This is a genomic window from Bradyrhizobium sp., assembly GCF_035484855.1.
In the GTDB taxonomy this organism is placed as follows: Bacteria; Pseudomonadota; Alphaproteobacteria; order Rhizobiales; family Xanthobacteraceae; genus Bradyrhizobium.
Map to the genome: position 1 here is coordinate 1 of NZ_DATHOP010000275.1, position 22293 is coordinate 22293.

Genomic DNA, 22293 nt, shown 5'->3' on the forward strand with positions numbered 1-22293 from the left:
CGAATGGCCCTATGGCGGTACGACCCCGATCGGTGTGAACCGGACCGGCTCGGTCGACAGCCCGCTTATGGTTGCGATGAGCAATACGTCCACCGGCGAGTGGCTCAACAACAATGGAATCCAAGTCTACGGCTGGATCGATCCCGGCTTCAATGTCAGCAGCAATACGGTGCGCCCCGGGGGCAACGCGCCGATCAACTACGCCTACACACCGAACACGATCCAGCTCGACCAGGCGGTCATCTATGCCGAAAGAACGCCTGATACCGTTCAGACCGACCATGTCGATTGGGGTTTTCGCCTGTCGGCAATCTATGGCGAGAATTACCGCTATACGCAGTCCTATTCTCCGTTTACGGCCTACCAGATCAATAAAAACAACAATGTCTACGGGTACGACTTCCCGATGGTTTATGGGGAGATTTATATCCCGCAGGTCGTCGAAGGTCTGATGATCCGGGTCGGGCGTTATATCGCAATACCCGACATCGAGGCGCAGCTCGCGCCCAACAACTACATGTACTCGCACTCGATGACCTATACCTTCGACAACTATACCAATACCGGTGTCGAATTGACGCTGGCGGCGACCAAGAACTGGATCTTCCAGTTGGGCGTGGTGTCCGGCACCGAGGCGATGCCCTGGCACGTCGGTGCGACGATCCCGAATCCGTTCCCGAACGCGCTTTATCCCGGTGCGACGATGCCGAAGGATCCCGGTGCGGTGCCGAGCGTTACTGCCGGCGTGCGCTATACCAGCGACGACGGCAAGTTCGACGTCAATCTCGTCGCCGACGGCATCAATGGGGGCCAGTGGGGCTACAACAACCTGCAGTGGATCGGCGGCACGCTGTATTACAAGTTCAACGACCAGTGGCACATCTCGATCGAATCCTACAACGAGCACCAGAACAACGTCGCCAACATAACCAACCCGACGACACTGGCCATCATCGCCGCCGGCGGGACGCCATTCTCGCCGCAATACATGCCGTTCAACGCTCCGGGCGGCGCCATCTGCAAAACCCCGACGGTGCTGAGCTGCACGGCGGAGTTCCAGACGGCCCTGATGTATCTGAACTACAAGCCCGATCCCCTGGACAACATCTCGTATCGCGCGGAATTCGTCGACGACTACGAGGGACAGCGCACCGGCACCGCGACCCGGTACATCGAGACCGGCATCGGCTGGCAGCACTGGTTCTCGCCGCAGATCGAGATCCGGCCCGAGGTTTCCTATTACAAGGCAATGGACGGGTTCGCCTTCAACGGCAATGCGAACCTGGGCATTCCGAACACCAGGAAGTACGCCATCATCGGCTCGTCCGACATCATCATTCATTTCTGATGCGTGGAAAAGAGATCGCGGCGGCTCAAGTCGCCAGACGCAGAACAGGTCGATAGGGGATAACAATGAAGCGAATTCTTTTCACCACCGTCGCGCTCAGTGTACTGGGCTTGATGTCGCCGGCGCTCGGTGCCGATCTTCCGGTCAAGGCCGGACCGATCGCGTCGCCGTTGTATGACTGGTCCGGCTTCTATGTCGGCGTGTTCGGCGGCGGCGGCATGGGCAACCACAACTACAACAATGGAACGCCGACCGGCTATGCCAACTACCTGATCAACTACGACTCGAGCGGCGGCATCGGCGGCGGCGAGGTCGGCTACAACGTGCAGAGCGGCCACATCGTGGTCGGTGTGGAAGGTGACGGCTTCTGGTCCGGCATCAAGGGCAGCGACCTCTCGCAGTTCAACAACGGCACCCTTCCGATCGGTGCGATCGACGCGACCAATCTTCGCTGGGGTGGCACCTTTCGCGCTCGGGGCGGCATCGCCGTCGACCGCCTGATGCTGTTCTTCACCGGCGGCTGGGCCTATGGCGACATCCTTCATACCAGCACCGCGCCCGGGATCGGTGTCGATCAGTTCACCAATCATCAGAGTGGCCTAGCCGCAGGCGGCGGCATAGCTTACGCGATCACCAATAATATCATCGGCAAGCTCGAATACCGCTACTACGACTATGGCCGGTACAACCGGGTCGGCGCTCCGCTCACGCCGAACGGCCAGCTGCCCTACACCGTCGACAACACCTATTCGGTCGTGACGATCGGCTTCGACTACAAGTTCGGAGGGCCAGTCGTCGCGAGGTATTGACGCGTTGCGTGAGCTGATTTGCGGCGTCCGCGGATCAGACGTCTCGGAGAGGCAGCCATCATGGCTTCAGTATTAGGGCGAAGAATCGGGATCGTGCTTGCTGCAGCGGCGCTGTGCGCCGCGGTCGCGGGATGCGTCAGCGATATGGGAGCGCCGACGGCAGAGAATTCCGGCAGCAATCAGCTTCGCTACTACGGCGGCCCGAAATCCCCGATGTGGACGGGCCAATAACTGTGCGGGTTTTTCTTGGAGGAGGCTGACATGACCTACATGACTGGAAGAAATGCGCGGATCGGATTCGTCACTCTCATCACGGCGATCCTGACTGCCGGTCTCTGCGGCGATGCCGTCGCCAAAACTCATCACAAAGGGCGTCTGCATGCCCGGAGCGCCGACTATGAAAGCCACGCACAGGTGGAAGCGCAGCAGCCGGCCCAGCCTGGAGCCCCGCGCTACTATGGCGGGCCGAAATCTCCGATGTGGTCAGGCCGGTAGGTCTGCGCCGTTTTTGCCTGGTTGCGGGATGACCAGCATCCTTGCAACCGCGCGGGTCGGATTTGCCGTCGTCGTTGGCACGGTTCTGGCTGCCGGGTTGTCGGAGGATGCCGTCGCAAAGGTTCACGTGAGGAGATTGCATGCCCGCGGCTCCATCTCGGAAAGCCGGGCGCAGGTAGTATCGCAACAGCCGGCGCGGCTTGGACCGATGCGCTACTACGGCGGTCCGAAATCCCCGATGTGGAGAGAAGTGCGATAGCGCGCCGCGCTTCGATAACGTTTGATCTGGTTCGATTCCGAAGAAGTTGGCCACATTCAACAGGCGGCCGGGCGTCGTGGTTTCGACTCGCATCGAGCGGGGCACCGCTGCTGCCGACTTCGTGCTTTTCGAGGCATGGCGACACGGAATCGTCACAACAAAAAAGGGCAAGCGAAGGACAGGGAGAGGCGTTTGTAAGGTGGGCGTAATGGCAGCCGTATAATGTCGACAGATTGACGCAGACGGTGTCGTCAATTCGGGTCGCCGTTCATCGCCGGGAGTAGTCAACGTGAGCCTTTTCAAAAACCTGTCGAGATATTCTCGCTTGGTTTTATTTGCCCTGATTGCGATCGGCGGAGCTACGCTATACTGGAGCCGGGATTTCGTTGGCCTTGCCGACAGTCGTCCGGTCGAGGGGCAGCGGAACTCTTCTGCAACGACCGGTCAGTCTGGATCGGGAAATTCGACTGAAGTTGTCGATCTTTCGGACAAGCAGGCAGGCGCGGTCAAGATCGGTCCGGTCGGATCGCGCGACTTCGTGATCTTCAAGACCGCCGTCGGCACCATCGACTTCAACGAGAATATGCTGGTCCAGGTGTTTTCCCAGTATCAGGGCAAAATCCTGAAGGCGTTTTACAACATCGGTGACGACGTCAAGGCCGGCGACGTTCTTTTTACGATCGATAGCCCGGATCTGCTGCAAGCGGAATCAACGCTGCTCGCGGCTGCCGGCGTGCTCGAATTGCAGAAGCGGACGCTGGCCCGGGTGACAGTGCTCTTGAAGGCCGGCGGCAGTGCGCAGAAGGACGTCGACCAATCGACCTCGGACCAGCAGACCGCGGAGGGCGCCTACAAGGCCGCGAAGGATGCGGTCCGGATATTCGGCAAGACCGACGCCGAGATCGACCAGGTCGTCGACAAGCGCAAGGTCGATTCCACCCTGCTGGTCCCGAGCCCGATCTCCGGCAGGGTCGTCGCGCGCAATGCCGCTCCGGGATTTCTGACTCAGCCCGGCGTTGCACCGCCGCCATATTCGGTCGCGGATTTGTCGACGATGTGGATGCTGGCGAATGTCATCGAGACCGACGCGCCGGCCTACAAGGTCGGCCAGGAAGTCGAGGCCAAGGTACCGGCCTATCCGGACACCGTGTTCAAGGGGCGTGTCACGACGGTGGGGTCGATGATCGACCCGAACAGCCATCGACAGTTCGTGCGCTCCGAAATCGAGGATCCCCAGCATCTGCTGCGATCGGGGATGTTGGCGAGTTTTGTGATCCGCGTCGGAGATCCCGTTCGTTCGGTCGCGGTGCCGGCCGCGGGCGTGGTCAGGGAAGGCGACGGCACAATGACGGTGTGGGTCACCAGCGACAACCGTCATTTTGCAAAGCGAACCGTCACGATCGGCCTGCAACAGGATGGCTGGACTCAGATCCTGGAGGGCCTTCGGTCCGGAGAAACCGTCGTCACCGACGGGGCGGTGTTTCTGAGCAACAAGCTCCTCCTGGGTGACGCCGGCTGAACGGCGCCCGCGCGTAGAACCAAGCACACACGGCAGGGTCACTTGATCAAGTCCTTACTCGAGTTCGGTTTGACGCGCAGCGCGATCATCGTGCTGGGCCTTGCGGTATTTTGCGCGGCCGGTCTCGTCGCCTTCTCGCGGCTGAACATCGAAGCCTATCCGAATCCGGCCCCGGTGATCCTGGAAATCACGGCGCAGGCGGCGGGCCTGTCGGCGGAGGAAATGGAGAAGTATTATACCATTCCGATGGAGGTGGGGCTCTATCCCACGCCTGGTGTGGTCAACATCCGCTCGACATCCTTCTACGGCCTGTCGTTCGTGCGGGTGACGTTCGCCTACGGCGTCGACTACTACTTTGCGCTGTCGCAAGCCTCGATCATGCTGCAGCAGAACGTCAATCTGCCGGGCAATCAGGTCGCCCAGATTCAGCAGTCCAGCCTGGTCGGGGAAATCTATCGCTATCAGGTCGTCGGTCCGCCGCACTTCGGACTGACCAACCTGCGGACGCTGCAGGACTACGTCATCACCCGTCGCCTGCTGACGATTCCCGGCGTGGTCCAAATCAATTCATGGGGTGGGACGACGAAGCAGTTCAATGTCGATGCCGACCTTGAAAAGCTGGAAGCCTACAACATCACGGTCCCTCAGCTCATCACCGCGCTCGGCAACGCCAATATCAATGTCGGCGGCCGCGAGATCACGATCGGCCAGCAATCCGTCAATATTCGCGGCATCGGGTTGGTCGATAGCGGCGGCGCCGATGACGTCACCAAGGGCTACAAGGTCGGGGATATCGAGAACGTCGTTCTGACGCAGGTGAATGGCCTGCCGATCCAGGTCAGGAACGTCGCCACCGTGTCGGTCGGCTACGTGCCGCGGCTCGGCATCGCGGGCAGGGACCATGACGACGATATTGCGGCGGCGATCGTGGTGATGGGACGGACCCAGCATACCAACGACATCATTCCGAAGGTTCAGGCCGAAGTCCAAAGGATCAATTCCGACGGCACCCTGCCGGCCGGGGTCAAGATTGTTCCTTATTACGATCGCAGTTCGCTGGTCGGGATCACCACCCACACGGTTCTGCACAATCTGATCTTCGGTTGCCTGCTGGTCTTCCTGATCCAATGGGTTTTCCTCGGAGACCTGCGCAGCGCCCTGATCGTCGGCGCCAATATTCCCTTTGCCCTGTTCTTCGCCATCATCATCCTCGTGCTGCGGGGCGAGGACGCCAACCTGCTGTCGCTCGGCGCGGTCGACTTCGGCATCATCGTCGATTCCGCGGTGATCATGATGGAAAATATCTATCGGAATTTTCAGTCGACCTCGGAGCATCGGCAGACGTTGCTGCACCGTCTTGCCGAGGGTTATTGGGGACCGGACCCGACATCGGTGGCCGGGCACACGACCACAAGCCAGCGATGGACCGAGCGGCTGCGCATCATCTTCATCAGCGCGCTGCAGGTCGACAAGGCCGTGTTCTTTACGGCGGCAATCACGGTGACCGCGTTCGTGCCGCTTTTCACGATGACGGGCGTGGAAGGGCAGATCTTCGGGCCGATGGCGCGAACCTACGGCTATGCGCTTGCCGGCGCGCTGCTCTCGACCTTCACGGTAACGCCGGTTCTGGCTTCGTTGCTGCTCCCCAAGCAGGTGCAGGAGATCGAAACGGTGATCGTGCGCCGCTTGCGCGCGACTTATACGCCGGTGCTTCGCTGGGCGCTCACGAACCTCAAGGCCACCGTCATCATCGGCGTCGTTTTCATGGCCTTGAGCGTGGGAGCGGCGTCGCGGCTCGGCAGCGAGTTCCTGCCGGCGCTGGAAGAGGGCAACCTCTGGATCAGGGCGGCGATGCCGCCGACCATCTCGCTCGATGCCGGCACCGAGGCGACCGGCAAGATGCGCGAGATCCTGTTGCGGCATCCGGAAGTGCTCACGGTTGTGTCGCAGCACGGCCGGCCGGACAACGGCAGCGATGCCTCGCCGTTTTCGAATGTCGAATTGTTCGCGCCGCTCAAGCCATTTGACGAGTGGCCGGCCAACCTGACCAAGGAGATGCTGACGGAACAACTGCAGAAGGAGTTCAGTGAGGAACTGCCCGGCATCGGATTCAATTTCTCGCAATATATCCAGGACAATGTCGAGGAAGCCCTGTCCGGCGTGAAGGGGGCCAATTCGGTCAAGGTTGTCGGACCGAATCTCCAGGTTCTTGAAGGTCTCGCGACCCAGGTGATGACCGAGATGGCGAAGGTCCAGGGCGTCGCCGACCTCGGAATCTTCCACTTGCTGGGTCAGCCCAATCTCAACATCAAGGTCGACCGCGACAAGGCCGCGCGCTACGGCCTCAACACCGGCGACGTCAATACGGTGGTTCAGGCGGCGCTTGGCGGCACCACCGCGACGACCGTTCTTGAGGGCGACAGGCAGTTCAATCTGGCGGTCCGGCTCGATCCGAAATATCGCAGCAGCATTGACGCCGTCCGCAACGTCAAGGTCGGTTACCAGACGCCGTCGGGCACCAATGGCTACGTGCCGCTCAGCGAGATCGCGGACATCACGCTCGACACCGGCGCCTCCTTTATCTATCGCGAACGCAGCCAGCGCTTCATTCCGATCAAGTTCAGCGTGCGCGGGCGCGATCTCGGCAGCACGGTCGCCGAAGCGCAGGATCGCGTCGCAGGCGCCATCAAGCTTCCGAGCGGCTACCAGATTCTGTGGGCAGGCGAGTTCGACGATCTGCAGAATGCGAAGAAGCGGCTCGCCATCGTGGTCCCCATCACGCTGCTCTTGATCCTCGTGCTGCTGTACGGGCTGTTCAATTCGCTGCGCGACAGTCTGCTGGCCGTGGCCGGAATCCCGTTCGCGATCGGCGGCGGCCTGATCGCGCTCTATCTCGCGGGTCTCGATTTCAGCGTTTCTGCCGCGATCGGCTTCATCTCGCTGTTCGGCGTCGCCGTGATGGATGGTATTCTCAATATCACCTACTACCGTGAACTGCGGATACAGGGCATGGATATCGCCGAGGCAGTGTTTCATGGCGCCGAGCAGCGGATGCGGCCGATGTTGATGACTGCGCTCTCCGCGGGTGTCGGATTGTTTCCGGCGGCGATCTCCCATGGCATTGGCAGCCAGGTGCAGCGTCCGCTGGCAACCGTGGTCGTCGGCGGCATGTTCATCGGACCGCTGCTGCTGCTCGTTGTGGCTCCCGCGTTGCGCCGGATATTTCTCGCCAACGATACGACGGTTTCAAGCAACGATGAAGCCGAGGGTGCCGCTGGGAGCACCGCTCAGGAAACTTGATTGGAAGCCGTGGTGTCGAGCGTTCGGGGAGAGGTCGATCAAATGCTGCATCCGGGGCGAATTGGTCCTCGACCGCGGCTAGAGCGTTTTCGAGCGGAGTGGTTACCGGTTCGCGTGAAGAAAACGCGTCAAAACAAGAATCTAGAGCTCCGTTTCGATTCCATCGAAACGGAAAAGGCTCTAGGTGCGTTCGTTCGTTGTTATTTTGCCGGCAGGAAACGTCGTGCCGCCACAGGCGCGACGCTTGGGGCTGTCCTGGCGATGGCGATTTCGGGTTGCGCGGTGGGGCCTAATTTCAAGCCTGCGGCGGTGCCGGACGTCGACGGTTACGTTCCGGGCAAGCTTGCCTCGCCAAATCCGGGGCAGGGCGGGCCCCGCGTCGCCGGCCAGCACTTTGTCACCGGCGCCGATGTCTCCGCGCGCTGGTGGTCGGCGTTCCGATCCCCGCCGCTCAACGAGCTGATCAGACAGTCTGTCGATCACAACCCGAATTTGCAGGCCGCGGAAGCCGCGATCAAGATCGCGCAGTACAACGCATTGGCCCAGCGCGGCCTGTTCTTCCCACAAGTGACGGGCAATTCGACGTCCCAGCAGTTCCTGATTGCCAATCCCAGCCAGATACCGACCATTCCAACGGCGGGACCACAGACCGAATTCTCGCTGGTGACCAACCAGCTGACGGTGTCGTTCGTGCCTGATGTCTGGGGCGGCAACGTCCGTGCCGTCGAGAGTCTGGATGCGACGACGGAGCAGCAACTGTTCCAGCTGGAGGCCGCCTACCTGGCGTTGACCAGCAATGTCGTGACGGCGGCCATCCAGGAGGCGTCGCTGCGCGGCCAGATCGCGGCGACCCAGCGCATCATCACGATCGAGCGCAATCTGCTCGATATTCTCAAGCGCCAGTTCAACCTGGGCCAGGCCGCGCAAGCCGATGTGCTGGCGCAGGACGCCGCGCTGGCAGCGGCCGAAGAACTGCTCCCGCCGCTCGAAAAACAGCTGGCGCAGCAACGCGACCTGCTGACGGCCCTTGCCGGGCAGTTATCGGCCAACGAGATCGCCCAGAAATTCGATCTGGCGCATCTCAGGCTGCCGACCAACCTGCCCATCAGCCTGCCCAGCAAGCTCGTCGATCAGCGACCCGATGTGCGGGCGGCGGAGGCCAATATGCACACGGCAAGCGCCCAGGTCGGTGTCGCGATCGCCGCGCGGCTGCCGAATATCGTGCTCTCGGCCAATGGCGGGTCTGCCTCCTTCAACTTCGCGCAACAATTTTTGCCCGGAACCGGATTTTATACGCTCGCAGGGAGTGTCACGGCGCCGATCTTCGATGGCTTCACGCTCTACAACAAGCAGAAGGCGGCCGAAGCCGCGCTCGAGCAGGCCGAGGCCCAGTATCGCTCGACGGTCATTACCGCGTTCCAGAATGTCGCGGACGCCTTGCGGGCCCTGCAGTCGGATGCGCGCGCGATAAGGGCGGCTCGTCGCGCCGAGGATGCCGCCAAGGCCAGTCTCGAGATCGTGCAGAAGCAGCTCGGCGCCGGCCAGGTCAACCAGCTGGCGGTTCTCAATACGCAGCAGACCTACCTGACCGCGGCAGTGATCCGCGTGCAAACCGAGGCCAATCGTCTCTCCGATACGGCTGCGCTGTTCATGGCCCTTGGCGGCAATTGGCCGTCGAAATGCACGACGGCCGATTGGCGTCAATGCGCGATGGAGGAGGAGCCGGATCCAGCCGCCATCCAGGCTGCGGATTAGCTCGAGAAAGCGCGATCGGATGCGGGGTTCACCAGACGACGTAGGCGCAGAGCAACGACAATGGCAGCACCGCGGGACCGAGGTACATCCACGTCCGGTAGGCGCCGGAGTCTTTCGGCAGGATGAAAAGATTGACGACGAAGAAGGTGCATACGCCGAACCCCAGCGCCACGCGGACGAGATCGCCGGGCGTTTCGTAGAGCGAGGAGAGGTGTTCCATCTGCGGGCTGGATACGCGCGCGGTAAGCACCGTCAGAATGATCAGAAACAGCGTTCGAACAACCACGCCGGCGAACCAGACACCGTTCGGAATCGTCTGCTTGGCGTCCGGCTTTGTTGCGGCATCGGCTGACAAATTCATGTTGGCCCGCATCGCCCATTCCCGCATCACAATGCTCAAAAAGGTACCTCTGATCGCGCTGCAGCAGCAAGAGTTTATTTTAAGTATATGAATCCTGGGGCATATATTTATGGGATTAAAATATTCAGAAATACCTGCCCTCTGGTAGTTCTTTCGTTGCGGTCACTTCGTCCTATAAACTCTTCCACGGCATCGAGATTTCACGCGCCGCGACTTGATCGTCCACCCGAAATTTGACGTGCCGAACGGCCAGATAACAGGTTGGCGCAGCGCTGCCATGACCGGTCCGACAAGACGCGATGGACGAGGAGTGAGATTTGATGAGCGGAGCGAAACCGATCAAGATTGTTGCCGTCGCAGCGATTGCCATTTCGTCGCTCATGGCGCCTGCGTATCCTCAAGGTCTCGGCCAGAAGGGCCACTACGACGGTCCTCCCGTCCAAAAGAAGACGCCGATCGATGAAAAAGCCTACAAGTCGGCGCTCGAGCGGATACCGGAGCCCACCCGGAAATACGATCCCTGGGGCGTCGCACGCCCAGCCGAACCCGCGAAGACCGGTAAAAAGTAGGGCTGGCACAAGCAGTCGCAAGCGTGCGGTGGGAGACCACTGCTGGTGGGCCTCACATTCCTGAGAGAGACCATGACCGAGCACATCATTGTAAGCGACGAGGACTTCGCGCGCACGATCACGATGCGGCGCCCGGAAAAGAAGAACACGTTGACGCAGGAAATGTACCTCGCGATGAGCGATGCGATCGACACGGCGCAATCCAATCCCGCAATTCGCTGTCTCATCCTGACCGGCCGTTCGGGAGTATTCTCGGCGGGCAACGATATCGGAGACTTTCTACAGGCCGCGACCGCAACAGATGACGTGGCCCGGCCGCGCAACGCGGTGATTTTTCTGCAGTCGCTCGTGAACAACAGAAAGCCGATCGTGGCCGCCGTCGATGGCATCGCCATCGGTATCGGCACCACCATGGTGCTGCATTGCGATTTCGTCATCGCCAGCACGACGGCGTCGTTTTCCTCGCCTTTCACTCAATACGGCCTGGTGCCCGAAGGCGCTTCCAGCCTGCTCATGCCGCGCACGGTCGGTCATCAGCGTGCCTTCGCCATGCTGGTGATGGGGCGTCCGATGAGCGCCGAGGACGCCCGCGTGGCGGGGTTCGTCAACACCGTCGTCCCGCCCGGTCATGCCATCGTCGAAGCCCGCAAGGTGGCGCGCGAGATTTGTGCGCTTCCCGCGGACGCGGTCGCGATCTCACGGAAGCTGTTGAAGCTGCCGACTGAGGATCTGGTGCGCAGGATCGGGCAGGAAGATCATTTCTTCGGTGAACGGATGCGTTCACCGGAAGCGATCGCCGCATTCCAGAATTTCTTCTCGCGCAAGAAACGCTGATCGCGATCGGTCAGGACCGCGGTCTTCGCACTGCGGTGCGGCTTTCAACCCGCGGATGCCGCATTTTTCGTCGACACCTCGCCTTGCTGATGTTTCAGGCAGCAGATGATTGAATCTTGCGCTTGGCGGAAGCCGGGATCATCCTGTGTCCGCCGGGACAACACGACGCCGCGCAGAGTCGTCGACAGGACAGAGGAAGCATCCAGGTCTGTTCCGTTTGGGTTGTCTCGAACCAAATGGAGGCTGCCATGCGTAGAGCTAGCATTACCGTATCATTTGCACTGTTTGCCGCGGCGCTGCTCCTATCCGGCCGGGCCGAAGCAGGCGCGTCGGGGAGCGCGCCGTCGAAATATACCAACAGCAGCCAGGTCGTAACGCATCAGGCGCCGGCTATTCGTCAGGCACGGAAGTCCGACTACCCGATTACGGAGTATTCTTCGTCGTCCTTCAGAACGCACGCGGCCAACGGCCGCTAATTCGCGCCGGTTTCGCGGTCGCGCCGTGTGTTGATGGACCGAAGCGCAGCGGTCACGGCTTGCGCAGGATTGCCGTCTGCTGCGCCGGGCGCATTTGCGTGATTCCGTGATCCGGCTGGGCTGACCCATTCCCGGGCGGTCGCAAGAACCTCGGGCAGGAGCCCCTTGACTTGGTCCTTGGTCATGCCTGGACGCAGGCACGGATCGTACAGGATATTGAGAAGGTACTGATCGTAGACGTCGAAGAAGCCCATCTGGACGTCGTCATTGAACATCGTCCAGGGCACCGACGAATCGTCGTTGATGGCGCCGAGCGCCTGCAGCATTTCCTCATAGGCGCAGTCAAAGAAGGTGAAATCACCCGCATCGACCGGCAGGATCACCTCGGCCCGGCGAATGCGAAAGCGTGCGTCCTTGCCGATGCCGGACAGGCATTCCGGGTGCAGCGATTGCTGAATTTGCTTCGCCCGATCGCTGCCGTAGAGCGAGCGGATCGTTCGTTTCATGTCGCGCTCCGCGATCAGCCTGACAACGAAATTGGCGGCCTTGCGATTTTCCGTGACCGCCACGTCGAGATGATTCACGTGGGTGCGGATGTCGTCGACGATGGCCGCAATCTCCGAACGGCGATCGGGCAGGCCCTTGCCGATCACGAAGATCCGCACCGGCTCGTCGAATTTGCGCACACGGTCCGCCGGCGCGCCGATCTGCAGTTCGGCAGTGAATGCGATCTTGAAGAAACCGTCCTTGATCTCGTCGTTGGTGAAATCGGTTCGCTCGGAAGCCCGCCGGCTGCTGATGTCGGAATCTTCCGCACGGGCCGGCCCGCTGCCGATCCCAGCCAGCATCAGGGCGATCGCGGCAAACGCCGTCGGCACGTCAATCTCTGAAAGGCTGCGAAAGGTCATGTTGGTTGGCGTGCGGGCGAGCCGCTTCTGCTGTGATGTCACTGCAGCCGATTAAGCAAAATCCCTACCGGCCTCTGGCCAATGTAACGACCGCGACATAGGATTTCGGGATGACAAGACGAGGCTTCTCATAGAGATTCCATAGCCGGAATCCTCAATGGAACCTGTCCCGCGGCCGTTCGACCGGACCTTCCTGTTTTGGCGCGCTGCCGGCCTTTATCTCATCCGCGGTGACGCGGCAGTCGCCGTTCCGATCAAACCGCAGGATGAACGCGCTCGGCTTTTCGACGAATTCCTTACGCGCGATCTTGCCGTCCTGGTTTTCGTCGAAATAGCCGAAATCCGCCTCCGCCAGGGTGGGATCGAGCTTGCGGATCGATTCGAACTCGGTCTTGTCCAGATTGCCGTCGTGATTGCGATCCGCCGCCGTAAACAGGCGGTCGGCATATTTCTTCCATTCGTCGCAGGTATAGACGCCGTCGTGATTGGCGTCCCAGGCCGGCGGCCCGCTGTTGAGCATCGGGTCTGACGCGGTCCGGGAATTGGACTGGGCACGCGCGCTCGGACCGTCCGACAGAACCAGCAACAGCATGGCCATGCCGATCGCGAAAATGGATCTCGTTGGCGACACCTCGAACTCCTGCATCCAGCCCCGCTGCGGCGGCACGATTCCGGGAGGATCATGCACCGGTGGCGCCGTAGGAAATCGATATCAATGGGCTGCCGATTTCATAACTATAAAATAGCAATTCCGGAAGCAGGCGCGCATCGCGATGCGATGACGGCGCGAATTGGACTGGCGGAAGGGGTGGGATTCGAACCCACGGTGCCCTTGCAGGCACGCCGGTTTTCAAGACCGGTGCCTTAAACCACTCGGCCACCCTTCCGTGGCTGCGACATCAATCACTTAGTGGCGGGAAGATCAAGAACAGGTCGACAACGGGAACCAATTTGGACCCAATCCCTAAACCTTAGGGTCTCCGAAGCGTGGGAAGGGCTGGCCAGGCACGATCGTGGGCTGGGTTGCCGGGTCGGCTGCTGGTTGGTCCATCTATCCGACTGCTTTTTCCGCCTTCGGTCTAAGTCGATCATCGCAATGTAGGCGGACAAGTCGCTCGGATCAGTCCTGCTGAAGTTGATAATGCGGCTAGCTTCCTCATAGTGACCCACAAGCGCGCCGCACCAATAGCCATCGGCCACGTTCTTGTCGAAGATCTTGCTAGCAGCCGCGCATCCTTAAGTTTTACGGTCGGCCGCAGCGGGTACCCAAGCGCTCTTGGCTTAATCCTTTGGAAGGCGACAATATGGCACACACCAACCTGCTTTACCGCTCGCTATCAGGTTGCATAAGTAGCGAGCGGGATGGGTGCTTTATTAGAGAAAATTGTCAATCGAACGCTATGGACGCTTCCCTCGTCAGGGACGTTGCGCGGCTACGACAATCCCGAGTTGATCGAATTCATATTCCGCAAGACGACAGCTCTTCGTCATGTGCAAAAGCCTTGGCCGGAGATGTCGAATGCTCTCGCCGTGCTCGATTTCGGCGGGGGGTTTGGCGTACACTATCGGCGCGCAACGCAATCATCTGCCAATATTCGATGGGCGATAGTTGAGACTCCGGAAGTGGTGTGCCGAGCATCTTCGCTGGCAACTGCGCAGCTGAAGTTTTTCGCAGATATTCCAAGCGCCATCGGTTGGCTCGGAATGCCGGATGTCGTCTATTCGAATGCTGTACTGCAATTCACTAGCGACCCCGTTGCAAATCTGAAGCGGCTCTGTGGGATCGGTGGCCGAATGATGGTGTGGGACCGCGTATTACTTTCGGCCGGTTGTGAACGGGAACAAGGCCGGCAATTGTCACTTCTTTCTGAAAACGGCCCGGGATTGTCGCTGTCGAGAAAAAGAGTGGAATACGAAATCATTCGCATACCGGAAGGGGAATTCATGAGGGCCCACGCGGATTATCGCCTCGCCAGCCGTGATGGTAACCAGTCTGATCGCGACGGAGAGACCTTCACGTTCGTCAGATAATCAAGCCTCGCACAAGCCCCCTCAGCAGAGGATTGAAGCGCACCGCCGAGCGAGATTAATAGGAACCGCCCCGCAAGTTTGCTGGTCAACCGAGCCGGGATTGATTGCCGTTTCCGGCAGGCGAAACCTTCCGGTTCGCCGCTGGAGTTTTTCCCAAGTAACGTCGGCCGATTGAGCCGTCAGTACAGCCCGCTTTTTGCTCGAAGAGGCGTCGAAGAGGCGCCCACGTGCAATTCGCTGGACGTGACGAAAGCCTCAATTGGCGCGGGATTGTCATCGCCAACAGGCAGGATCGTTCGACCCCACATCTCACGCGGCAGGCAGGCGGTTACGTGCAGCCATCGGCAAGCACCAGTTTGCTCGTCGTCGTCGCGTGGCGCACCTTGAACAGGTCCTGAATCTTGGGGTCGCTTAGAAATGCTTCCGCCTTTTCGCGTGCTGGAAATTCGATGATGACCAGGCGTTCGGGTTTCCAATCACCCTCGATCGTCGTTGGCTGAACCCCCTGAACGAGGTATTTTCCTGAATGTTTCGCGATGAAGGCCGGGATTTCAGCGATGTATTTCCTGAAACCACCGAAATCATTCACCGACAGGTCGAGCACCAGATACGCTTTCATTTGCCTCGCGAACCCTCATCCGACCAATCCGTGGTCCGGATGGAGGGAATAGAATAACAGCCGGCTTAACCACTCGGCCACTGTTCCGAACGCGTCTGCTTGAGTGAACGTGGCGCGGAATGCAAGCGATCGCCCAGCCGCTGCCCCACAAATCCCCGGCCCCCCGCCCGCAACCATTGATTCACCACGCCTCCGCTCTCCCCATTTCCGCCGCGTTCGCGATGCGATATCTTCACTTCTTGATGCGGAGGTGGGCTGCATCGGGGCGATGATACCGCCGGGTGCCTGGAAATAGGCGCGCGCGCGGCGGAATGGTATTTTGGGGCAGATGGGGATTCGGCGGCCAGATCAGATCATGCTGACGGCGCGAAGCATGGCGGCCGTGGCGGCCTGCCTTGTGCTGGCCAACTGCGCCTCGTCGGGCAAGTTCGCGAGCCGCGTCGATCCCAAATATGGCGTTTCCTCGAGCCCGCGGGTGGTCGCCTATGGCGAGCCGGTGCCGAAAGGCGGCGGCACCTATCGCGTCGGCAGGCCCTATACCGTGGGCGGCCGGGTCTATGTGCCCGAGGAGGACGTCAATTACAGCGAGGAGGGGCTCGCCTCCTGGTATGGCGACGATTTTCACGGCCGGCTGACCGCGAACGGCGAAGTGTTCGACATGGATTCGCTCACCGCCGCCCATCCGACCCTGCCGATGCCGTGCTATGCGCGGGTCACCAACCTCAGTAACGGCAAATCGCTGATCGTCCGCGTCAACGACCGCGGCCCCTATCACGGCAACCGGCTCATCGATGTCTCGAACAAAGCCGCCGAACTGCTTGAATTCAAAGGCAATGGCGTGGCCCACGTCCGGGTCGACTATGTCGGCCGGGCGCCGCTGGAGGGTTCCGACGACCGCCAGCTGATCGCAACCCTGCGCACCGGGGTACCGGCGCCTTCGCCCTCGCTGGTGCGGGTGGCCTCGGCGCGGCCCTTCGTGCCCGAAATCCCCAGCCGTAGCCGTCCGATCCGGGGCGAGGTTCCGATGCCCGAGGGCCGGCCCTACAGCCTCGGCAATACGCTCGAGGATCAAGCCTCGATCAGCGCCACCTCGGAAATGTCAGCGTCGGCCCGCGCGCGCTCCGCCGGCCGTATCCTCGAAAATCCACGCTCGGTCAGTTACGAGGATGACGCCCGCTACGGACCGCGCGTCAGTCCGGTTTCCGCCTATGCGCCGATCGACCCGCGTGGCCCGAGCGAATTGCTTGCAGGCCGCGGGCTGTACTGAACCTCCAAGGAATCTCATCGAAGCTGTAGCGACGTCGTCGGCGCGCGCACCGACGACATCGCCATTCCGCCTTGTTTTAGGGGTTTCTGAAGGCCATGTGAGACGCGGCGGCCGAGTTGTCAGAGCGCAGCCGACATCGGCCCAAACCCGTGTTGTTCGCGCAACTTCCAACTGTTAGAAGGCCGGCTTTAGGCATCATCGATGGCAGCCGAACATTCCACTTCCCGCAAGCACAAGCCCGCGCCGGGACATAGCCTTCGCGCCCTGATCGCGCTCGTGGTGGCCGCGGCGATCGGGTGGGGCGGGGTGGTCAATGCCGCCAACAACAGCGTGCAGGGCGCCAAGAAGGAAGACCCCGGCTTCGACGGCGACGCGCCGACCGCGATCCTGATCGAGGCCACCAGCGGCAGCGTGTTGTCGGAGAAGAACGCCGACGAATTGCGGGCGCCCTCCAGCATGATGAAGCTGATGACGGTCGAAACCGTGTTCCACGCCGTCAAGCAGGGCGACGTCAAGCTTTCGGACGAATACCGGATCAGCGAAAATGCCTGGCGCCACGGCGGCGCGCCGTCGGGCACCTCGACCATGTTCGCCGCCCTCAACAGCAAGGTTTCGGTCGACGATCTCCTGCACGGCGCGATCATCCAGAGCGGCAACGATGCCTGCATCGCGCTCGCCGAAGGCATGGCCGGCAACGAGCGCACCTTCGCCTCCGACTTCATGACCAAGCGCGCCCGCGAGCTTGGGCTGACCCGATCGACCTTCGCCAATTCCAACGGGCTGCCCGACCCCGGCAACAAGATGACGGTGCGGGAACTTGCGATGCTCGCGCGCTACATCATCCAGACCTATCCGGAATTCTACAAGCTGTTCGGCGAGAAGGAGTTCACCTGGAACAAGATCCGCCAGCAGAACCGCAATCCGCTTCTCAACTCGCTCCCAGGCGCCGACGGGCTGAAGACCGGCTACACCAGCGAGGGCGGCTACGGCATGGTCGGCTCGGCCGTGCAGAACGGCGAGCGGCTGATCGTCGTCGTCAACGGCCTGGAAGATCCCGAGGATCGCGCGGGTGAAGCCAAGAAGATGCTGGAATGGGGCTTTCGCAATTTCGAGGCGCGCACATTGTTCGCGGCCAACCAGACGGTCGGCTATGCCAAGGTGTTCGGCGGCGACAGCCGCTCGGTCAAGCTGGCAAGCCCGGAGCCGATCAAGGTGATGGTGCAGAAGAACGGCAGCGACAAGCTGATCGCGCGCGTGGTCTATAACGGGCCGGTGCGCGCGCCGATCGAGTCCGGCCAGCAGGTCGGCGTCATGAGGGTCTGGCGCGGTTCCAATGTCGCGATGGAGACGCCGGTGTTTGCGGCGGAAGCGGTCGGCAAGGGATCCACCATGCGGCGGGCGATCGATGGCGTGAGCGAACTCGTCATCGGCATGTTCCGCCTCGGCGCCGAGAAGCTCTGAGATGGCCGAGACAGCGGTCAAGCGAGCGAGTGGGCGCGGACGTTTCATCACCTTCGAGGGCGGTGAGGGCTCCGGCAAATCGACCCAGATCAGGACGCTGGCGGAGCGGCTCAACGCGGCCAAACTGCGCACCGTCGTCACCCGTGAGCCCGGCGGTTCGCCAGGCGCCGAGATCATGCGGCACCTGGTGCTGTCGGGCATGGGCAAGCTATTGGGAGCGGAGGCCGAAACGCTGTTGTTCGCGGCCGCCCGCGACGACCATGTGCGCAGCGTGATCGAGCCCGCGCTCAAACAGGGCATCTGGGTCCTGAGCGACCGGTTTTCGGATTCGACCCGCGCCTATCAGGGTAGCCTCGGCAAGGTCGCACCCGAAATTCTCAACGCCATGCAGCGCGTCACCATCGGCGATCTGAAACCCGATCTCACCGTCATCCTCGACGTATCAGTCGAGATCGGCATGAAGCGGGCGGCCGCGCGCCGCGGCACTGGCGCGCCCGACCGGTTCGAGGCGGAGGACGTCAAATTCCACCAGGCATTGCGCGAGGCCTACCGGCAGATCGCGGCCGCCGAGCCCGAGCGCTGCGTGCTGATCGACGCAACTGCCGATCCGGCTGCGGTCGCAGCGAATGTCTGGGCCGCGCTGCGCGACCGCTTCTTTACGACCAGCTCGGGCCAGGTGGCGAGTTCGGCATGAGCGCGCGCCAGGTCGAACCGCAAATTTCCGCCGTGCATCCGCGCGAGACCACGGAGCTGTTCGGCCATCGCGAGGCGGAAGCAGCCCTGTTGAACGCCTACCGCAGCGGGCGTATTCCGCATGCCTGGCTGATCGGGGGAGCTTCCGGCATCGGCAAGGCGACGCTGGCCTATCGCATGGCGCGTTTCGTGCTCGCCCATCGCGATTCCTTTTCGCCGGAGGTGCAACGCGCCGAAACGCTGTTCGTCGATCCCTCCAATCCCATTGCCCGCCATGTCGCGGCCGGCGCCCATGGCGGGCTGTTGACGCTGGAACGGACCGTCAACGACAAGGGCGTGCTGCGCAGCGTGATCACGGTCGACGAGACCCGCGAGACGATCTCGTTCTTCGGCTCGACAGCGGCGGCGGAGGGCTGGCGGGTCTGTATCGTCGATACCGTCGAAGACCTCAATCCGAACGCCGCCAACGCGCTGCTCAAGGTGCTGGAGGAGCCGCCGAGGCAATCGCTGTTCCTGCTGGTCAGCCACGCGCCGGCGCGCCTGCTGCCGACCATCCTGTCGCGCTGCCGGAAATTGCCGCTGCGGCCGCTCTCGACCGAGGACGTCGTCCGCGCGGCAGTACAAGCCACCGGCATCGCGCCCGACGATCCGGCACTCGCCGAGGCCGCTGACGCCGCCGAGGGCAGCGTCGCCCGCGCGTTGACCCTGCTCGGCGGCGACGCCTTGAAACTGCAGCAGCGCACCGCGAACCTACTGAAAAACCTGCCGCGCGTGGATCCGCGCGAACTGCATGCGCTGGGAGAAGCGCTGCCGCTCAGCGACCGGGTGGCGCTTTCGGCCTTCATCGATGGCGTCGACCGCTGGGTCGGGGAAAAGCTGCGCGCGGACGATCCCAACGCCAACCTGGCCCGCCTTGCACGGCTGGCGGAGGTGTGGGAAAAGATCAGCCGCGCCGCGCGCGACACCGCAGAATATAATCTCGAGCGAAAGCCGCTGGTTTTCTCGGTGTTTGGGATGCTTGCGGAAGCTGTGCGCTAGAGGCTCCGCTCGACTATCAATCCCGAAAATCCGACGTGAGCGATGAAGGAAGTTTGTGGTGGCGAAGGCCAAGAAAAAAGCTGTCAAGAAGGCGAAGAAGGCGCGCGGTCCTTCGCGCGCCCGCAAGGCCGCGGTGAAGAAGCGCGCCAAGCGTCCGGCCAGGAAAGCCGGCAAGAGCGCGAAGAAGACGGCGGCAGCGAAGAAGGCCTCGAAAAAGACCGGGGCGAACAAACGTGGTTCGGCAGCGGGCAAGACCAAAGTCGCCGCCGCGCCGCCGCCGGTCAGCAAGCCTTTGAAACCTCGCGCCGCGAAACGGGCGCGCGCCGTGGCGCCGATTACAGCGCCAGCCAAGAACTCCTTCTACATCACGACCGCGATCGCCTATCCGAACGGCGTGCCGCATATCGGCCACGCCTATGAAGCGATCGCAACCGATGCGCTGGCGCGCTTTGCGCGGCTCGACGGCAAGGACGTGTTCTTCCTGACCGGCACCGACGAGCACGGCCTGAAGATGGTCCAGACGGCGGAGGCCGAGAAGCTTCCGACCATGGAAGTCGCGACCCGAAATGCCCAGCGTTTCAAGGAGATGGACGAGCGTCTTAACGTTAGTTTCGATCGCTTCATCCGCACCACCGAAGCGCAGCATCACCGCTCCAGCCAGGAAATCTGGCGGCGGATGGCTGAGAGCGGCGACATCTATCTCGACAGCTACGCCGGATGGTATTCGGTGCGCGACGAGGCCTATTACGCCGAGGACGAAACGACTATTGGCGAGGACCAGGTGCGGCGCGGCACCCAGGGCACGCCGGTCGAATGGGTCGAGGAGAAGAGCTATTTCTTCCGGCTGTCGGCGTTTCAGGACCGCCTGCTGAAACTTTACGAGAGCCAGCCGGATTTCATCGGCCCGGACTCGCGCAAGAACGAAGTCATCAGCTTCGTCAAGAGCGGCCTGCGCGACCTGTCGATCTCGCGCACCACCTTCGACTGGGGCGTCAAGGTACCCGGCGACGAAGAGCATGTGATGTATGTCTGGGTCGACGCGCTGACCAATTACATCACCGGCGTCGGCTTTCCCGACGAGCGCGATCCGAACTGGCGCTATTGGCCGGCCGACCTGCACATCATCGGCAAGGACATCATCCGCTTTCACGCGGTGTACTGGCCGGCGTTTTTGATGTCGGCGGGCATTGCCGTGCAGAAGCGGGTCTTTGCCCACGGTTTTCTGTTCAACCGCGGCGAGAAAATGTCGAAATCGGTCGGCAACGTGGTCGATCCCTTCAACCTCGCCGACCAGTACGGCGTCGACCAGATGCGCTATTTCTTCCTGCGCGAGGTGCCGTTCGGGCAGGACGGCAGCTACAACCACGAAGCCATCGTCGCGCGCATCAATGCCGATCTCGCCAACGATCTCGGCAATCTGGCGCAGCGCTCGCTGTCGATGATCGCCAAGCAATACGCGGGCGTGCTGCCGGAGCCCGGCGAATTCAGCGCCAACGACCGCGCGATCCTGGCGCAGGCCGACGGCATGATCGTGTTGGCGCGCACCGCGATGGCGACCCAGCAGATTCATCAGGCGCTCAACGCCGTGTGGGCCGTGGTGGCCGAAGCCAACCGCTATTTCGCGGGTGAGGCGCCGTGGGCGCTGGCGAAAACCGATCCGAAGCGCCAGGCGACGGTGCTGTATGTGACAGCCGAGGTGGTCCGGCAGATCGCCATCTTGGCGCAATTCGCGATGCCCGCGGCCTGCGCAAAGCTACTCGATACCCTCGGCATTTCGGCGCACACCAGGGCGCGCGATTTCTCAGCCCTCCGCGTGCGGATCAAACCGGGCACCGTGTTGCCCGCGCCGGCGCCGGTGTTTCCGCGCTATATCGAGCCGACGGCGGCGTAAGCGGTTGGGTAGTGCAATGCTCGTCGACAGCCACTGCCATCTGGATTTTCCCGATTTCGCCGACGATCTCGACGGCATCGTCGCGCGGGCAGGGGCGGCCGGCATCGGGCGCATCGTCACCATCTCGACCCGGGTAAGACGGCTTGGCGGGCTGCTCGCCATCGCCGAACGCTTTCCGGACGTCTATTGCTCCGTCGGCACCCATCCGCACCACGCCGACGAGGAAGACGGGATTGCTTCGGACGAATTGATCGAACTGACAAAACATCCGAAAGTCGTGGCGCTGGGCGAGGCGGGGCTCGATTACTTCTACGAAAACGGCTCGCCGCAGGCGCAGGCGCGCGGCTTTCGCGCGCATATCGAGGCTGCCCGCGCCACCGGCCTGCCGCTGGTCATCCATACCCGCGAGGCCGACGACGACTGCGGCCGCATCCTCGAAGAGGAAATGGCAAAAGGACCGTTTCGCGCCGTGCTGCACTGCTACACCGGCGGCCGCGAGCTCGCGATGAAAGCCATCGCCCTGGGTCTTTCGATCTCCTTTACCGGCATCCTCACCTTCAAGAAATCGGAAGCCTTGCGCGCGCTGGCGGCCGAACTGCCGGCCGATCGCATCATGGTCGAGACTGACGCGCCGTATCTGGCGCCCGGAAAATTCCGTGG

19 protein-coding genes and 1 tRNA gene are annotated in these 22293 nt (G+C 61.8%); 15 read left to right on the plus strand and 5 right to left on the minus strand.

All coding sequences use genetic code 11. The features are described from left to right. The 6 genes from VK804_RS31320 to VK804_RS31345 form a co-directional block, all read left to right on the plus strand. Positions 1–1348, plus strand: a 1348-nt coding sequence (locus VK804_RS31320; RefSeq protein WP_325752164.1) for an outer membrane beta-barrel protein, incomplete at its 5' end; no start/stop codon positions are given. 65 nt (positions 1349–1413) lie between these two features. Then, positions 1414–2157, plus strand: a complete 744-nt coding sequence (locus VK804_RS31325) for an outer membrane protein (protein ID WP_325752165.1) — start codon at positions 1414–1416, stop codon at positions 2155–2157. 261 nt (positions 2158–2418) lie between these two features. Further along, positions 2419–2652 (plus strand): hypothetical protein, encoded by a 234-nt coding sequence (locus VK804_RS31330; RefSeq protein ID WP_325752166.1) that lies wholly within the window; start codon positions 2419–2421, stop codon positions 2650–2652. 584 nt (positions 2653–3236) lie between these two features. Next, the gene (locus tag VK804_RS31335) at positions 3237–4430 is read left to right on the plus strand and encodes an efflux RND transporter periplasmic adaptor subunit (protein WP_325752167.1); all 1194 of its coding nucleotides are present in this window, start codon (positions 3237–3239) and stop codon (positions 4428–4430) included. A gap of 42 nt (positions 4431–4472) precedes the next feature. Next, complete coding sequence (locus VK804_RS31340) at positions 4473–7730, plus strand: efflux RND transporter permease subunit (protein WP_325752168.1); 3258 nt, start codon at positions 4473–4475, stop codon at positions 7728–7730. Positions 7731–7991: 261 nt separating this feature from the next. Then, positions 7992–9485 carry an efflux transporter outer membrane subunit gene (locus VK804_RS31345; protein WP_414642870.1) on the plus strand — a complete coding sequence of 498 codons (1494 nt, stop codon included), beginning with the start codon at positions 7992–7994 and terminating at the stop codon, positions 9483–9485. A gap of 28 nt (positions 9486–9513) precedes the next feature. Here VK804_RS31345 and VK804_RS31350 read toward each other — a convergent pair whose 3' ends face one another. Then, entirely contained in the window at positions 9514–9846 is a 333-nt protein-coding gene (locus VK804_RS31350; RefSeq protein ID WP_325752169.1) for a hypothetical protein, read from the minus strand. A gap of 320 nt (positions 9847–10166) precedes the next feature. Here VK804_RS31350 and VK804_RS31355 point away from each other — a divergent pair, with 320 nt between their 5' ends. Together VK804_RS31355 and VK804_RS31360 are read left to right on the plus strand one after the other, a co-directional pair. After that, the gene (locus VK804_RS31355) at positions 10167–10415 is read left to right on the plus strand and encodes a hypothetical protein (RefSeq protein WP_325752170.1); all 249 of its coding nucleotides are present in this window, start codon (positions 10167–10169) and stop codon (positions 10413–10415) included. 72 nt (positions 10416–10487) lie between these two features. Then, on the plus strand, positions 10488–11249 hold the full coding sequence (locus VK804_RS31360; protein WP_325752171.1) for an enoyl-CoA hydratase-related protein: 762 nt from the start codon (positions 10488–10490) through the stop codon (positions 11247–11249). Between the two features lie 472 nt (positions 11250–11721). Here the strand turns inward: VK804_RS31360 and VK804_RS31365 are convergent, their stop codons facing one another. The 3 genes from VK804_RS31365 to VK804_RS31375 form a co-directional block, all read right to left on the minus strand. Next, positions 11722–12603: a DUF2927 domain-containing protein gene (locus VK804_RS31365; protein WP_325752172.1), complete on the minus strand. Its 882-nt coding sequence runs from the start codon at positions 12601–12603 to the stop codon at positions 11722–11724. 184 nt (positions 12604–12787) lie between these two features. Beyond that, the gene (locus tag VK804_RS31370; RefSeq protein ID WP_325752173.1) at positions 12788–13321 is read right to left on the minus strand and encodes a hypothetical protein; all 534 of its coding nucleotides are present in this window, start codon (positions 13319–13321) and stop codon (positions 12788–12790) included. 109 nt (positions 13322–13430) lie between these two features. Next, a tRNA-Ser gene (locus tag VK804_RS31375) sits at positions 13431–13520 on the minus strand. A gap of 475 nt (positions 13521–13995) precedes the next feature. Between VK804_RS31375 and VK804_RS31380 the strand changes: the two genes are divergently transcribed. Beyond that, on the plus strand, positions 13996–14664 hold the full coding sequence (locus VK804_RS31380) for a hypothetical protein (protein ID WP_325752174.1): 669 nt from the start codon (positions 13996–13998) through the stop codon (positions 14662–14664). Between the two features lie 328 nt (positions 14665–14992). Here the strand turns inward: VK804_RS31380 and VK804_RS31385 are convergent, their stop codons facing one another. Further along, complete coding sequence (locus VK804_RS31385) at positions 14993–15283, minus strand: DUF1330 domain-containing protein (RefSeq protein ID WP_325752175.1); 291 nt, start codon at positions 15281–15283, stop codon at positions 14993–14995. Positions 15284–15638: 355 nt separating this feature from the next. On the opposite strand from VK804_RS31385, the gene VK804_RS31390 reads away from it, so the two are divergent. From VK804_RS31390 to VK804_RS31415, 6 genes are all read left to right on the plus strand, one after another. Continuing rightward, on the plus strand, positions 15639–16550 hold the full coding sequence (locus tag VK804_RS31390) for a septal ring lytic transglycosylase RlpA family protein (RefSeq protein ID WP_325752176.1): 912 nt from the start codon (positions 15639–15641) through the stop codon (positions 16548–16550). A gap of 201 nt (positions 16551–16751) precedes the next feature. Beyond that, positions 16752–18011 (plus strand): D-alanyl-D-alanine carboxypeptidase family protein, encoded by a 1260-nt coding sequence (locus tag VK804_RS31395; RefSeq protein ID WP_325752177.1) that lies wholly within the window; start codon positions 16752–16754, stop codon positions 18009–18011. Between the two features lies 1 nt (position 18012). Then, the gene (gene tmk, locus VK804_RS31400) at positions 18013–18705 is read left to right on the plus strand and encodes a dTMP kinase (RefSeq protein ID WP_325752178.1); all 693 of its coding nucleotides are present in this window, start codon (positions 18013–18015) and stop codon (positions 18703–18705) included. Then, positions 18702–19742 carry a DNA polymerase III subunit delta' gene (locus VK804_RS31405; protein ID WP_325752179.1) on the plus strand — a complete coding sequence of 347 codons (1041 nt, stop codon included), beginning with the start codon at positions 18702–18704 and terminating at the stop codon, positions 19740–19742. Before tmk ends, VK804_RS31405 begins: the two co-directional genes overlap by 4 nt. Positions 19743–19800: 58 nt before the next feature. After that, positions 19801–21633 (plus strand): methionine--tRNA ligase, encoded by a 1833-nt coding sequence (gene metG, locus VK804_RS31410; RefSeq protein ID WP_325752180.1) that lies wholly within the window; start codon positions 19801–19803, stop codon positions 21631–21633. 16 nt (positions 21634–21649) lie between these two features. Beyond that, on the plus strand, positions 21650–22293 hold a 644-nt coding region (locus VK804_RS31415; RefSeq protein WP_325752181.1), incomplete at its 3' end, for a TatD family hydrolase.

Excerpts from the sequence above, each read along its gene's own strand:
- tmk (WP_325752178.1), top strand. The coding sequence starts at position 18,013 with ATGGCCGAGACAGCGGTCAAGCGAGCGAGTGGGCGCGGACGTTTCATC.
- VK804_RS31385 (WP_325752175.1), bottom strand. The coding sequence starts at position 15,283 with ATGAAAGCGTATCTGGTGCTCGACCTGTCGGTGAATGATTTCGGTGGT.
- VK804_RS31395 (WP_325752177.1), top strand. The coding sequence starts at position 16,752 with ATGGCAGCCGAACATTCCACTTCCCGCAAGCACAAGCCCGCGCCGGGA.
- VK804_RS31360 (WP_325752171.1), top strand. The coding sequence starts at position 10,488 with ATGACCGAGCACATCATTGTAAGCGACGAGGACTTCGCGCGCACGATC.
- VK804_RS31345 (WP_414642870.1), top strand. The coding sequence starts at position 7,992 with ATGGCGATTTCGGGTTGCGCGGTGGGGCCTAATTTCAAGCCTGCGGCG.
- VK804_RS31325 (WP_325752165.1), top strand. The coding sequence starts at position 1,414 with ATGAAGCGAATTCTTTTCACCACCGTCGCGCTCAGTGTACTGGGCTTG.
- VK804_RS31350 (WP_325752169.1), bottom strand. The coding sequence starts at position 9,846 with ATGAATTTGTCAGCCGATGCCGCAACAAAGCCGGACGCCAAGCAGACG.
- VK804_RS31355 (WP_325752170.1), top strand. The coding sequence starts at position 10,167 with ATGAGCGGAGCGAAACCGATCAAGATTGTTGCCGTCGCAGCGATTGCC.
- VK804_RS31380 (WP_325752174.1), top strand. The coding sequence starts at position 13,996 with ATGGGTGCTTTATTAGAGAAAATTGTCAATCGAACGCTATGGACGCTT.
- VK804_RS31390 (WP_325752176.1), top strand. The coding sequence starts at position 15,639 with ATGCTGACGGCGCGAAGCATGGCGGCCGTGGCGGCCTGCCTTGTGCTG.
- VK804_RS31330 (WP_325752166.1), top strand. The coding sequence starts at position 2,419 with ATGACCTACATGACTGGAAGAAATGCGCGGATCGGATTCGTCACTCTC.
- VK804_RS31405 (WP_325752179.1), top strand. The coding sequence starts at position 18,702 with ATGAGCGCGCGCCAGGTCGAACCGCAAATTTCCGCCGTGCATCCGCGC.